The sequence below is a fragment of the Pseudomonas sp. TE3899 genome (assembly GCF_056279105.1).
In genome coordinates this window covers 6,409,738-6,424,202 of the sequence record NZ_JBWBQR010000001.1, presented here as the reverse complement: position 1 = coordinate 6,424,202, position 14,465 = coordinate 6,409,738, and the positions used below count along the sequence as shown (strand labels likewise).

Below are 14,465 nucleotides of genomic sequence, written 5' to 3'. Positions count from 1 at the left end.
TCAGCCCTGTACCCATTGCCACTTATGCGCCCGCCACCGGAGCCCGGATCATGAGCACTGATAACCGTAACCAAGAGCCTGCGTTCCCCAGTCCCAACGTCCGCCAGCGCCCGCCGATTGATATTCCGGCAGCGCTGCCCGTTGTCGATGAAGCGATCCCGGGCGTCAATCAGGCCATGGTCAAAGCGCCTGGATTGCAGGTCAGCATCAATTCGGACTCGATCAAACCCGGCGACAATGTGTTGGTGTACATCGACGAGCGCCTGGTCCTGGTGCTGCCGGTCAAGGAAGATTACGCGGGCGCGCCGATCATCCAGTACATCCCGGCCAAGCTGATCCCCGAAGGGGAGATCAGCGTGACTTACCGAGTGAATATCGAGTGGTCCGTGCCGTTGAAGGTGCTGGTCAAAACCCGTTTGCCCGGCGGCATCGATCCAGACCCGGACGCGCCGGGGCATCAACTGTTGGCGGCACCGGAGCTCAGCTCGACCCTGCTCAGCGGCCAGGAGGATGTACCGGTCACGATTGCCCCCTACGAAAACATGTGCCGTGGCGATGTGGTGACGCTGGTGTGCGGCGTGTTCGCCACAACCCATAACGTGAAAGCCGATGAAGTTGGAAAGGCCCTGACCTTTATCCTGCCTAAAGACATTCTGGCCGAGAACGGTGCTGGCGATGGCGTGCTGTACTACAGGATTGATGATGCCGTCGGTAACAGCGCCACGGATCACTCAATGGGCCGATCAATCACGATTCAGGGCGAAGCCAACGAGTCCGCACCGCCGACCGTGGCAGGTGTTGACGAGCAGGACACCCTCTACCTGAGCCAACTGGGGAGCCAGGGGCTCGATATCAGTCTCGATACGCAAGACTTTGCCCCAGGCGATACGCTGACGCTTTTCTGGTTAGGGCTGGACCGTACAGGCGTGTCACACGTGCTCACCGAAACACAAACCCTCAAGACCCCATCGGCGCTGGTTTTCAAGATTGCCAACGCCGATGTCCAGGTCCTGGCCGGCGGCAGCGCCCGGCTTTCCTTTACCCGCACTGACAGCAACGGCGACACGCACTCATTACCTTCGCGGGAAATACTCATCGTGGGTAACACCCGCAGGATCCGTGAGGCGCAGCCTCAGCCGGAAGCCGACACCTTCGCCAGCGCACTCAGCGCACCCGAAAACGGTGTCTTGAGGATCGATGTGCCGATTGTCCAGGGAAGTACTCAGCCTGTGGTCGGGGCGCACTGCGGGGTCTCGATCAGAATTTACGATGACCGGGACCCGAATGGCGCCCTGGTCATCATCGACCCCCTGGTCGGTGGGGCGGAACTGGATGTCATCGACCTCATTCTCAACGGCAGCATTTGCGACACCCTCATCGTTGGAACAGGCCAAGAGAATGCCCGGCACCTGATGAAAATCCCCAATCATCTGCTCAACCCACAAGCCGTCAACTTTCTGGTCGCCATGGTCAGCCGGGTCAGCGGAAACTCCGAGCGTTCCAATCCGCCGTTAAGCATCCTGTACAACGAAATCCGCCCCGGTAACAAAGACCTCAACACCGAGCCAGGACACTCGGAACTGCAACTGAAATTGCCCCAGGACATCATCGACAATGGCCTGGACGCCGCTCGGGCGGTGCAGGATGTCGAAGTAAGCTTTTGTTACCCGTACTGCCGGGCTCATGACGACATCGAGCTGCTAATGGGGACCTCGACGCTGCATTTCAAGGTCTTGCCGAGCGAGGCCACGGAGTTCGGTGTCAGCGCGCCCATCTGCATCAAGCGCCTGTTGACGGCGCAAGACTTCAAGAATGCCGGCGACAGTCCGGATTTTTTGCTCCAGTACACCGTACACGACCAGATCACCAACGGCCCGGATCCGACCGATCCGTACTCGGCACATATCGTTATTGATGTCGATATCGCTGGCGTGCGGCCCCCGGCTCCGGTGTTTTTCGACCACCCGAACGACATGGACTCCAGCCTTATCGACCTGGAGCGGATGGCCGGCGAGCCGCTGAAAATGGTGATCAGGGCCGCCGCCCCTCTGTTTGCGCAAGATGACAGGGTCGACGCCACCTACAGCAGCCCTCCCGACCGTGACTTCACTGTATCGGGGACGGTGGCCGTCCAATTTGGCACCTTCTTGCCGCTGATACTGGATGTGCCCAATCGCCTGGTCATCAGCGGACGACAGGTGACCGGTCGTTATTCGCTATTCAGAAACAACGTACGCGTTGCCGACTCGAAAATTGCCAACGCGCGGGTCATTGGCGTCGGCATACCGGACTTGCCTCCCCCCGTGGTGATCGTCGCACCGGGCGGCGTGCTTGAGCCCAAAGACAACCCGCAAGGGTCCAGGGGGCGGGTCGTCGTTCCGGGGTTCCGTCCGGGCGATGAGGTCCAATTGATTGTGCGCGGCGCCCCCGGGGCCGGTTCCCCGACGTTCGCCCCGGTGGAATTGGACGACAACGGTCTGGCCGATTTTCCACTGGACACAGCGTTTATCCGGGCCAACAGAGGCCGGGTGGTGATCGTGAGTTACCTGTTTATCCGGGGCATCCGGCAGCTGCCATCACGGGAGTTGACGCTCACCGTGAATGACGCGAATGAAACACCGGAAATCACCAGCGTCACGGCTGGCGACGCGGTGGTTGCTGATCGAGCAACGACGTATTACCGCGCCCTGAGTATCAGCGGCACGGCCGATGCGGGGTCAGAGGTAGAGGTGATGGATAACAACACGTCCCTGGGTCGGTTCAGGGTCAATGACAGCGGGGTCTGGACCATTACGGAGCGCACGTTCAGCGTAGCCACCCATAACCTCATCGCAAGAACCACGGATGGTAGCGACCTGGTCTCCGGGACACGCGCGTTCACAGTGCAGGAAGGGCTGGTGCTCGACATTACAAACTTCTACCACCCGAACTACAACTACTGGCAGAAGGGACCAGCGGTTGGGCCTAATGACCTTAGCTTCTTCGTCCACAAACCGGTCAGCCAATACGTGCTGTTCAACAACACCAACACCCATACCTCGAAGGGGATCGTCCTTTACAAGGATTACGACAATCTGACGCCGGGCAAGACTTACACGTTCACGGTCAACGTCGCGCGATACCCGGAACTGTACACAGTCCCCGTCTTGAAATGGCACACCAATGAACGCGCCACTGCAAACCTGACCATCAACCATGCCGAAATGCGCCACTACACCTTGGACTTTATCCCGCGCACACCCAAACGACCGACTGTGCATTTCCAACGATCTGGCCACCGGCACCGGCAATGACTACATCATTGCGTGGATCCAGATTCTGCGGATGAACTAAGGCCAAAAACCCGCTGACCGGCCTTCGGTCAGCGGGTTTCCAGGCGGAGCGTGGGAACGATCAGCTCAGGCCAACTGACTGCGCAACTGCCTTGCGGCCGCGACCATGTTCACCAGCGCCGCTTCGGTCTCCGGCCAGGCCCGGGTCTTCAAGCCGCAATCCGGGTTGACCCACAAGCGCTCCGCCGGAATGCGCTTCACCGCTTTGCTCATCAATTTGACCATCTGCGCCGTGTCCGGCACCCGTGGCGAGTGGATGTCGTAGACGCCCGGGCCGATGTCATTCGGGTAGTCGAAGGCTTCGAAGGCCTCCAGCAATTCCATGTCCGAGCGCGAGGTTTCGATGGTGATCACGTCGGCGTCCATGTCGGCAATCGCCTTGATCACGTCGTTGAATTCGCTGTAGCACATGTGGGTGTGGATCTGGGTTTCGTCCCGCACACCGCTGGCCGTCAGACGGAACGCTTCCACCGCCCAGTCGAGGTATTCCTGCCATTGCGCCCGACGTAGCGGCAAGCCTTCGCGGAACGCGGCTTCGTCGATCTGCACAATCTTGATCCCGGCGTTTTCCAGGTCCGTCACTTCGTCGCGCAGGGCCAGGGCCAGTTGTTGCGCCTGGACTTTGCGCGACACGTCTTCGCGCGGGAACGACCACATCAGCATGGTCACGGGACCTGTGAGCATGCCTTTCATGACCTTGTCGGTCAGGCTCTGGGCGTAGGTGATCCAGTCGACGGTCATGGCGTTCGGGCGGCTGAGGTCGCCGTAGATGATCGCCGGTTTCACGCAGCGCGAACCATAGCTCTGGACCCAGCCGAACCGGGTGAACAGGTAGCCGTCCAGGTGCTCGGCGAAGTACTCGACCATGTCGTTGCGCTCGGCTTCACCGTGCACCAGCACATCCAGGCCCAGGCGTTCCTGGACTTGCACCGCGTGGCGGATTTCGCTGTGCATGGCGTCGGTGTAATCGTTGGCCGACAACTTGCCTTGCTTGAACGCCTGGCGCGCGAGACGGATGGAACCGGTCTGCGGGAACGAGCCGATGGTGGTGGTCGGGAACGCCGGCAGTTGCAGGCGTGCCCGTTGCTGTTCAATGCGTTTTGCGAACGGCGAATGCCGTTGGCTGTCCTGGGCGCCGACCGCGGCGATGCGCGCCTGGACTTCGGCTTTATGGATGCGTGGCGATTGCGCGCGGCTGGCCTGGATCGCGCGGCTCTCGGCCAAAGCGGCTTGCACTTTGGGCGATTGCGGGCTGTTCAAGGCATCACGCAGCACGGCGATTTCACCGCACTTTTGCACGGCGAAGGCCAGCCAGGATTTGAGCTCAGGATCGAGTTTGTCTTCACGCGCCAGATCCACCGGGCTGTGCAGCAACGAGCAGGAACTGCTGACCCACAGGTTGTCGCCAAAACGCTCTTGGGCCGGTTGCAGTTGCGCCAGCACTTGCTCCAGTTCGCAGCGCCAGACGTTGCGCCCGTTGACCAGGCCCACCGAAAGAATCTTGTAGGTCGGCAGGCGATCCAGCACCTGGCCCAGTTGCTCCGGCGCCCGCACCGCATCGATGTGCAGGCCTTGCACCGGCAGGCTGACGGCCAGGCCGAGGTTGTCTTCCAGACCGCTGAAGTAAGTCGCCACGAGTTTTTTCAGCGGCGAGTATTGAAGGATGTGATAGGCGCGCTCGAAGGCACTTTTCCAGGCTTGGGGCAGGTCGAGGGTCAGGATCGGTTCGTCGATCTGCACCCATTCCACGCCTTGTTCGGCGAGGCGACCGAGGATTTCGTTGTAGACCGGCAGCAGGCGTTCCAGCAGGTCGAGTTTGTCGAAGTCATTGCCTTTGGCCTTGCCCAGCCACAGGTAAGTCAGCGGGCCGATGATCACCGGTTTGACGTTGTGGCCCAGGGCCTTGGCTTCGGCGACTTCGTCGAACAGCTGCTCCCAGCTCAGCTTGAATGGTTGGTCAGCACTGAATTCCGGGACCAGGTAGTGGTAGTTGGTGTCGAACCACTTGGTCAGCTCTTGGGCGTATTGCGCTGTGCGGTGTTCGCCGCCGCAGCAGGCGGTGGTCGCGCCACGGGCCATGGCGAACAGGGTGTCGAGGCTCGGCTGGCCGCCGGCGTCCAGGGTGCTGTCGAAACGCTCGGGCACCACGCCGAAGGCCAGGGAATGGCTCAGCACCTGGTCGTACCAGGCGAAATCACCGACCGGCAGCAGGTCGATGCCGGCGTCTTTCTGCAACTGCCAGTGGGTGGCGCGCAATTGGCGGCCGACGGCTTTCAACGCGTCCTGATCGAGATCGCCCTTCCAGTAGGATTCGAGGGCTTTTTTCAGTTCGCGGTCAGCGCCGATGCGCGGGAAACCAAGTGTGTGGGCCAGAGCCATGGTGAAGTTCTCCTTGTAAAAGATGGCCCTATTGTCGACACCCAGGCCAACATGAGACAAACTCAACCTTTTCGTGTTGATCACAAGTTTTCCTCATGGAGCCCCCGGTGCTTGAAATCCGTCACCTGAAGACCCTGCACGCCTTGCGCGAAGCCGATAGCCTGGTGGATGCGGCCGACCGCCTGCACCTGACCCAGTCCGCCCTGTCCCACCAGTTCAAGGAATTGGAGGAGCGCATGGGCATGCCGCTGTTCGTGCGCAAGACCAAACCAGTGCGCTTCACCAGCGCCGGTCTGCGCCTGCTGCAACTGGCCGATGCCACCCTGCCGCTGCTGCGTGGCGCCGAACGGGATATCGCGCGGCTGGCCGGCGGCACTGCCGGACGTTTGCACATGGCCATCGAATGCCACAGTTGCTTCCAGTGGCTGATGCCGACCATCGACCAGTTCCGCGACGCCTGGCCGGAAGTCGAACTCGACCTGGCTTCGGGTTTCTCCTTCGCCCCGCTGCCGGCCCTGGCTCGCGGCGATCTGGATCTGGTGGTGACCTCCGATCCGCTGGAACTGGCCGGGATCACTTACGTGCCGCTGTTCACCTATGAAGCGATGCTTGCGGTGGCCAATCAGCACCGCTTGGCCAACAAGGCCTATATCGTCCCGGAAGATTTGCTCACCGAGACCTTGATCACCTACCCGGTGGAGCGCGATCGCCTGGACATCTTCACCCGTTTCCTGGAGCCGGCCGACGTCGAACCGGCCCAGGTCCGCACCTCGGAACTGACGGTGATGATGATGCAATTGGTAGCCAGCGGTCGCGGCGTGTGCGGCATGCCCCATTGGGCGCTGCATGAATACAGCTCACGGGGTTACGTGAAGGCCAAGCGCCTGGGCGAGAAAGGCTTGTTTGCGACGCTGTACGCGGGGATTCGCGCGGACATGCTGGATGCGCCGTACATGCGCGATTTTTTGCTGACGGCGAAGGACACGTCGTTCTCGACCCTCGACGGCGTCAGCGCCGTTCGCTGAACCATCACACAACACTACCCTTGTGGCGAGGGGGCTTGCCCCCGTCGGAGTGCGCAGCACTCCTATGCTTTTTGGGGCCGCTTCGCGGCCCAACGGGGCCAAGCCCCCTCGCCACAACAGCCCGCCCGCCGGAGATCAGGGGGTGATCTCGCGCCACATGTGGATTTTGTCGAAGTAGTCCTCGCCGACCCGCACCGCCAGTGGCTCCAGCCCGTACTGGATAAAGCCGCAACGCTGGTACAGCTTGAACGCCGCTTCATTACCCGCCGTCACGGTCAATTGAATCAACCTCAATCCGGGATGGTTCTGCGCCTCGGCCAACGCCGCCTGCACCAGTTCAAACCCCACGCCACGCTGGCGGACCTTGCCGGACACATACATGCCGAACAACGTTGCCTTGTGCCGGGCTTTTTCCCGGGGTTCGAAGGCCAGGCCGACGATGCCTGCCAACTGGCCGTCCTCGAAGGCGCCGAACACCACGTCCAGCTTGCCGGTCAGCCTTGATTCCCACCAACTCAGCGGCATGACGGCGCGTTCGCGCACGCTGGAGGTGAAGGCTTGCGGGTGCAGGTCGTAGGCTTCGAGCATCAGCGCCCGATAGTCCAGGGCATGGCTGGCATCCAGTCGTTCAATCCACATGGTCATGCCGTCCTGCGTTGCTCAAGCATCAGCCGCACTGCCAGCGCCGCCAACACGAAACCCATGAAATAGCGCTGCACCGCCAGCCAGGTCGGGTTGTTGACGAACCACGCGGCGATGCCCGCCGCGAACACGGCGATCAGCAGGTTGACGCAGAAACTCACGCTGATCTGAGTCAGCCCGAGGATGATGCTCTGGGTAAATACCGAGCCGTGTTCCGGGCTGATGAATTGCGGGAATACCGAGAGATAGAACACCGCGATCTTCGGGTTCAGGGCGCTGGTCAGAAAGCCCATGGTGATCAGTTTGCGCGACGAATCCGGCGGCAGTTGCTGGGCCTCGAACGGTGAGCGCGCGCCGGGTTTGACTGCCTGCCAGGCCAGCCACACCAGGTACAGGGCGCCGGCCCATTTCAGCACTTCATACGCCATTGGCACCGCCAGGAACACCGCCGTCAAACCGGCCGCCGCCGCGAACAGATGCACAAAGAACCCCGCCACCACACCGAGCAACGAGGTCACTCCGGCCTTGCGCCCCTGACAGATCGAACGGGAGATCAGGTAAATCATGTTCGGCCCCGGCGTCAGTACCATCAGCAACGCGGCGGCGGCGAAGATCAGCCAGTCTTGAAGCGGGATCATGGGGCAGTCCTTGGTCTTGTCTTGATCAGGCGATCGCGGTCAACGAGGCTCGATAAAACGGCAGGATCACGTCCCGTGTCAATGGCGCCAGCGTGAGTTGGCCGTCGGTGGCCGGGTCGATCCAGCGCACCTCTTCGATTTCGGCCGCCGGGCGGACGTCTGCGTCGATGGTCAGCAGAAAGAGTTCGGCCTGGACGACAAAGCCCGGTTCGTTGGCGGCCGGCGCCGAGAACTGGCCCAGAAAAGTGGCGTGCGCCGGGTCGATGACCAGGCCCAGTTCTTCTTCCAGCTCCCGGGCCAAGGCGTGGGCCGGTCGCTCATGGGGCTCGATCTTGCCGCCGGGTTGCATGAAGGCTTCGGTGCCACGTTTGCGGACCAGCAAGGTACGGCCGTCGGGACCGATCAGCAGGGCGGCGGCGATGTGGATGATGCGGGGGGAAGTTGACATGAATTGGCCTCGGTAAAAAGGCCAAAAGCATAACCTGTAGGAGCAAGGCTTGCCTGTGGCGAGGGAGCTTGCTCCCGCTGGGCTGCGAAGCGGCCCCAAAAAGCAGGGGGACTGCTTCGCAGTCCAGCGGGAGCAAGCTCCCTCGCCACAGGCAAGCCCCCTCGCCACAGGTTTTATGTCAGGCAGACGCCTACGAGGTTTCACGCTCCAACAACGCTTCCACTTCCTCAGGGATTTTCACGAATACGCTGTACTTGGCGCCTTCCATGGTTTCAAAGGCAATCAATTTATCCACCAGCGGCCCGTTCAGCACTTTGCCGGCATTGAGCAACAACATGCCGTTGTCGGCGTTGAGGTTGCGCGCCAGGATCATGCCCGGCGCCAGGTCGCGGGTGGTCAGCACTTTGACCGACGGGTCGGCCAGCGTCACGTCACTGAGGTACGCGGAACAGACCTGAATGAAATCCTCGACCAATTCGGGATCGTAGAGCCGCCCGGCATAGCTGCGGATATACACCAGCGCTTCGTCGCTGTTCATCTGCCGCTCAAGGATCAACCCGCGCTGCAGTTCGATGAAATCCACTGCCAGTTTCAGCAACCGCGAACCCAGCGGAATCGCCTCACCCTTGAGCCGGTCCGGAAAGCCGCTGCCGTCCCAGCGCTCCTGGTGGTGCAGGATCAGACGGGCGGCGTCCTTCATCGGGTCGAGGGTCATCAGCAGCGACTCGCTCTGCTTCGGATACTCGCGATAACGGTCGCGATCAAGGTGATGCAGCATGTCCGACGGCGTGATCATCATGCTGTCAGTCCAGCTCAGCTTGCCGATGTTGTAGAGCGCAGCGGCCATGGTCAGGTCGCGGCTGGTGCCTTCGTCCAGGCCGTGGAGTTTGCAGTACACCCGCACCAGTTCGATGATCTGGCGGTTGGTCTGCTTCGCCGGCGGCAGGCGCAGGTTGGCCAGCAACGAGAACACCTCGGTGCCGGTGACATAGCTGTGTTTGAGCTCTTCATAGGCCAGGTCGAGCATGTCGGCGGTCTGTTGCAGCTCGGAAGTACGCGCGGCGACGTGTTTTTCCAGGGTGGAATTGAGGCTTTTCAGTTGATCGTTCTGCTGCCGGGTCAATTGCACCAGGCGCCGGCGTTCGCTTTCGGAATGATGGTGCTCCAGGGCCTGGCGCAAGGTCAGTTGCAGTTCCTCGTCATTCCACGGCTTGCTGATGTAACGGTGGATCTGCCCGTCGTTGATGGCCTTGATGATCGTCGGCAGGTCAGCGTAGCCGGTGAGCAGGATGCGCGTGGTCGCCGGGTACAGCTGATGGATGTGCGCCAGCAACGTGGCGCCATCCATATTGGGCATGCGCGCGTCGCTCATCACCAGGTCAATGGGCTGTTGCGCCATGATTTCCAGGGCCTGGGCGCCACTGGTGGCCAGCAATACGTCATAGGGCTGGCCGCGTAACAGCCGGCGCAGGCTGCTGAGGATTGATTCCTCGTCGTCGACCAGCAACACCTTGGGTTTATCGGTCAAAGTCGTAGGGAGTTGCTCTTCCATGGCGTCACCTCGAGTGAAACGGGCCTATCGCGTGTCAGCCCCCGGCAAACATCCACTCTTGCCGGAGCCTGAGCTACAGGCTAGATGATTTTCAGACACTGCCCGCAACTCATTCATTCCATTCCCCCAAGCGAACTCCGGACAAAGGACTATGCTCAGGTCACTCGGATCCACAATCTGCAACCGTTCGGCCAGGTGATCAGGGAAAGGATGCCCCTATGAACAGACCGTTTCGAACCGCTGTCGCCCAGGGCTCATGCCTATGAATGCGCTCCTGGCACGGACTAACCGGCGAATCCTCATCGTCGACGATACCGCTTCTATCCATCAGGATTTCGCGAAGATCCTCAGCCCGCAGTCGATTGAAGACGACGACCTGGACAACACTGAACGGGCGCTTTTCGGATCAACGGCGGCCATCACGCTGCAAAGCTTTACCCTCGAATCGGCCTTTCAGGGCCTCGAAGCCCTGGACATGGTCGAAACGGCGTTGGCCAACGACATGCCCTACGCCATGGCCTTCATCGACATGCGCATGCCACCGGGCTGGGACGGCCTGGAAACCATCCAACGGCTGTGGCAGGTCGACCCCAAGCTGCAAGTGGCGCTGTGCACCGCGTATTCCGACTATTCCTGGGAAGACATCGACGAACGCCTGGAGCTGGGCGATCGCCTGTTGATCCTGAAAAAACCCTTCGATGCCATTGAAATCCGCCAGATGGCCAGTGCGCTGACCGCCAAATGGCAGATGACCGAAGACGCGGCGCTGAAAATGTCGCTGCTCGAACAAGCCGTCGAAGAACGCACCCTGGAGCTGTCCGATGCCAACATCATTGTGCAAAACAGCCCGACCATCCTCTATCGACTGCGCGGCGAGCCGTCGTTCCCGCTGATGTACATCTCCCACAACATCACCAAGTACGGGCACACCGCGGCCAAACTGGTGGCGTCGGCCAATTGGTCCAAGGAGCTGATTCACCCGGACGACCTGTCCAAGGTCGACATCGCCATGGAGCGGGTGCTGGACCGGCATGCCGAGGGCGCGTCCATTGAGTTCCGCATGCGCACCGGCGACGGTGCCTGGCGCTGGGTCGAGAACCGCTACATCCCGGTGCGTGACGCCGAAGGTCGCTTGCTGGAAGTCGAAGGCATCATCCTCGACATCACCGAACGCCGGCTCGCCGAAGAGAAAATCGCCCTGCTCGCCCGCACCGACGGGCTGACCGGGCTGGCCAACCGCGCGACCCTGATCGAGCGCCTGCACCAGGCGTTCGCCGCCAATCGTCGGGGCGCCACCGCGTTTGCGATTTTTTACCTGGACCTGGACCACTTCAAGCGCATCAACGACACCCTCGGCCACCCGGTGGGCGACCTGTTGCTGCAAGAAGTCGCCCGGCGGATCAAGGCCTGCGTGCGCGAGAACGACGTAGTCGCGCGCCTGGGCGGTGACGAGTTCGCGATCCTGCAACTCGATGTCAGCGACCCGACCCAATCAGCGGCACTCGCAGTGAAGGTCCGCGATGCGCTGGTGCAGCCCTACTCCCTGGGCGGCAACGATGTGCGGGCGTCGGTCAGCATCGGCATCAGCAGCTGCACCCCGGACATGCTCAGTGCGGACAGCCTGCTGACCCAGGCCGACATGGCGCTGTATCGTTCCAAGGAGCAGGGCCGCAATCAGTACCACTTCCATTCCGAGGAGATCAATCAGGAGGTGGTCGAGCGCATGACCATCGCCAGCGACCTGAAAACCGCCATCGACAACGAAGAACTGGAGCTGCATTACTGGCCCGAAGTCGACCTGAGCACCGGCAAGATCCTCGGCATGGAAGCCCAGGTCAGCTGGAACCACCCCACCCGCGGCTTGCTCGAAGGCCCGGCGTTCCTGCCGGCGGCGGAAAAAACCGGGACCATCGTCGCCCTCGGCCATTGGGTGCTGGACCACGCCTGCCAGCAGATGCGCCAGTGGCGCGACGAAGGCATGGCGCCGCCGGTGATTGCGATCAAGCTGTCCCTGGCCCAGCTCAAGAGCGGCCCCGAACTGATCTACGACGTGCTGCGCACCACCGCGCGTTGGGAACTGTGCCCCTGGGACCTGCGCTTCGACGTCACCGAAGCGACCCTGGCCCAGACCAAATGGACCCACAACGATGTGCTGCCGCGCCTGCGGGAGCTGGGGGTGAAGATCGCCATCGACGACTTCGGCACCGAGTATTCCTCGTTCGATTACCTCAAGACCTACCAGGTCAACCACCTGAAACTGGCCCAGGCCTTTATTGACACCGCCGCCCAGGACCCGGCGAGCGCGAACACGTTGCGGGCGATTATCAATTTCGCCCGTGACGTAGGGATCGGAATCATTGCCGAAGGTGTCGAAACCCAGGAGCAACGCAGTTCGCTGATGGCCACAGGTTCGCCGATGAACGCCCAAGGGTATTTCTTCAGCAAAGCGGTCAGCAGCCAACAAGCCGCCGAACTGCTGAAAGCCGGGAGCATCATGCCCTCGGGCAGCGAAACCGGCCCGACCTCGGGCAACTTGCCGCGGTCCACGGAGGACAACGGATGAAGACACCCTTCGTGCGGACCAACCGGCGCATCCTGATCATTGATGACACACCGTCGATCCATCTGGATTTCCGCAAGATCCTCGACCCCGACGCGGAAGAAGAACAGATCCTGGCCGGCACCGAGGAAGCGTTGTTCGGCACGCTGCAACCGGACCGCCTGACCTTCCAGCTCGATTCCGCCTACCAGGGCCAGGAAGCCCTGGAACTGGTCAAGCGCGCCCGGGCCGAAGGTCGCCCGTATGCCCTGGCGTTCACCGACATGCGCATGCCGCCGGGTTGGGACGGGCTGGAAACCATCGAAGAGTTGTGGAAGGCCGATCCCAGCCTGCAAATCGCCCTGTGCACCGCGTATTCGGATTACAGCTGGGAAGCCATGGCCGAACGGCTCGAATTCGGCGATCAGCTACTGGTGCTGAAAAAACCCTTCGACAGCCTGGAAATCCGCCAGATGGCCAGCGCCCTGACCTGGAAATGGCAGATGGCCCAGGACGCGGCGATGAAAGTCCTGAGCCTGGAGCAGACCATCGAGGCCCGGGTGCATGAGCTGCTCAAGGTCTCGCACCTGTTGCAATACGACATCCTCACCGAGTTGCCCAACAGCACCTTGCTCGGCGATCGGCTGAACCAGTCCCTGGCCCTGTCCCGGCGCCATGACAAACAACTGGCGGTGATGTTTCTCGGCCTCGACCGCTTCAAGCGCATCAACAATGCCCTGGGGCACCCGGCCGGCGACGAGATGCTCAAACGCGTCGGCCAGAGCCTGGTGGCCACGGTGCGTGAATCCGACTCGGTGTTTCGCTACGGCTCCGACGAGTTCGTGGTGATCCTGGCCGATATCCGCCACCCGCAGCAGACCAAGGGCATCGCGGAAAAACTGCTGAACGCGATCCGCGCGCCGCAACACATCGCCGGCCACGACCTGAGTGTGACCGCCAGCCTGGGGATCAGCATTTATCCCGAGGACGGCCTCGATGCCATCGTGCTGATCAAGAAAGCCGAAACCGCGATGCGCAACGTCAAGGAAAACGGCCCGAACGATTTCAGTTTTTTCATCGACGAAATGAACCAGCGGGCCCGGGAGCAGCAGAGCATTGAGTCGGGGATTCGGCTGGCCCTGGAGCGCAACGAATTTGTCTTGCACTACCAGCCGAAAATGGACCTGGGCAGTGGCCAGGTGGTGGGCGCCGAGGCGCTGATCCGCTGGAAAAAACCGGGACAAGGCTGGGTCTATCCCTCGGACTTTATCGCGGTGGCCGAAGACAGCGGTTTGATTGTGCCGCTGACCAAATGGGTGATGGCCCAGGCCTGTCGCCAGGCGTGTATCTGGAAGACCGCCGGGCTGCCGAAAATCTGCATTTCGGTGAACGTGTCAGCCATCGATTTTCGCCAGCGCGACTTTGTCGAGAGCATCGAGCTGATCCTCAAGCAGACCGGGATGGACCCGACCTTGCTCGAACTGGAGATCACCGAAGGCGTGTTGATGCAGAACGTCGACGCCACCGTGACCGCCCTGAACCGGATCAAGGCCCTGGGCGTGCGCCTGGCCATCGATGACTTCGGCACCGGTTATTCCAGCCTCAGTTATCTGCGCCGGTTTCCCATTGATGTGCTGAAAATCGACCAGTCATTCATCCGCGGCCTGAGCCGGGACAGCAGCGATGCCGCCCTGGTCAGCGCCATCATCAGTTTGGGCAAGAGCCTCAAGCTGACGGTGATCGCCGAAGGCATCGAAACCCTCGAACAACTGGATTTCCTCAAGGCCCACCACTGCGAGGAAGGCCAGGGTTACTACTTCAGCAAAGCCGTGGCGCCGGACGCTTTTGCGCATTATTTGATGTTGGTGAAGCCGCTGCCTTCAGCCCAGACATGAGCGACGCACGACCAC

General features: G+C 61.4%; 9 protein-coding genes. 4 read left to right on the top strand and 5 right to left on the bottom strand.

The genetic code is table 11. From position 1 onward, the window contains the following. Positions 1-50 precede the first annotated feature (50 nt). Positions 51-3,293, top strand: a complete 3,243-nt coding sequence (locus ACZ89E_RS29200; protein WP_476256892.1) for a hypothetical protein — start codon at positions 51-53, stop codon at positions 3,291-3,293. A 105-nt stretch (positions 3,294-3,398) separates the two neighbouring features. Here the strand turns inward: ACZ89E_RS29200 and metE are convergent, their stop codons facing one another. Beyond that, positions 3,399-5,711 (bottom strand): 5-methyltetrahydropteroyltriglutamate--homocysteine S-methyltransferase, encoded by a 2,313-nt coding sequence (gene metE / locus ACZ89E_RS29195; protein ID WP_476256891.1) that lies wholly within the window; start codon positions 5,709-5,711, stop codon positions 3,399-3,401. Between the two features lie 107 nt (positions 5,712-5,818). Between metE and metR the strand changes: the two genes are divergently transcribed. After that, positions 5,819-6,736 (top strand): transcriptional regulator MetR, encoded by a 918-nt coding sequence (gene metR, locus ACZ89E_RS29190; RefSeq protein WP_123515140.1) that lies wholly within the window; start codon positions 5,819-5,821, stop codon positions 6,734-6,736. A gap of 135 nt (positions 6,737-6,871) precedes the next feature. On the opposite strand, the gene ACZ89E_RS29185 is transcribed toward metR, so the two are convergent. The 4 genes from ACZ89E_RS29185 to nosR all read right to left on the bottom strand — a co-directional run bounded on the left by ACZ89E_RS29185 (position 6,872) and on the right by nosR (position 10,016). Then, positions 6,872-7,375, bottom strand: a complete 504-nt coding sequence (locus tag ACZ89E_RS29185) for a GNAT family N-acetyltransferase (protein ID WP_149658016.1) — start codon at positions 7,373-7,375, stop codon at positions 6,872-6,874. A 2-nt stretch (positions 7,376-7,377) separates the two neighbouring features. Further along, the gene (locus ACZ89E_RS29180) at positions 7,378-8,016 is read right to left on the bottom strand and encodes a LysE family translocator (protein ID WP_149658017.1); all 639 of its coding nucleotides are present in this window, start codon (positions 8,014-8,016) and stop codon (positions 7,378-7,380) included. Positions 8,017-8,041: 25 nt separating this feature from the next. Continuing rightward, positions 8,042-8,464: an NUDIX hydrolase gene (locus ACZ89E_RS29175; RefSeq protein WP_476256890.1), complete on the bottom strand. Its 423-nt coding sequence runs from the start codon at positions 8,462-8,464 to the stop codon at positions 8,042-8,044. Positions 8,465-8,654: 190 nt separating this feature from the next. Further along, positions 8,655-10,016, bottom strand: a complete 1,362-nt coding sequence (nosR, locus tag ACZ89E_RS29170) for a response regulator c-di-GMP phosphodiesterase, NosR family (RefSeq protein ID WP_149658019.1) — start codon at positions 10,014-10,016, stop codon at positions 8,655-8,657. 256 nt (positions 10,017-10,272) lie between these two features. Here nosR and ACZ89E_RS29165 point away from each other — a divergent pair, with 256 nt between their 5' ends. Together ACZ89E_RS29165 and ACZ89E_RS29160 are read left to right on the top strand one after the other, a co-directional pair. Then, positions 10,273-12,579 carry a putative bifunctional diguanylate cyclase/phosphodiesterase gene (locus ACZ89E_RS29165; protein ID WP_149658020.1) on the top strand — a complete coding sequence of 769 codons (2,307 nt, stop codon included), beginning with the start codon at positions 10,273-10,275 and terminating at the stop codon, positions 12,577-12,579. Beyond that, entirely contained in the window at positions 12,576-14,450 is a 1,875-nt protein-coding gene (locus ACZ89E_RS29160; protein ID WP_149658021.1) for a putative bifunctional diguanylate cyclase/phosphodiesterase, read from the top strand. The genes ACZ89E_RS29165 and ACZ89E_RS29160 overlap by 4 nt, the downstream gene beginning before the upstream one ends. Positions 14,451-14,465 lie beyond the last annotated feature (15 nt).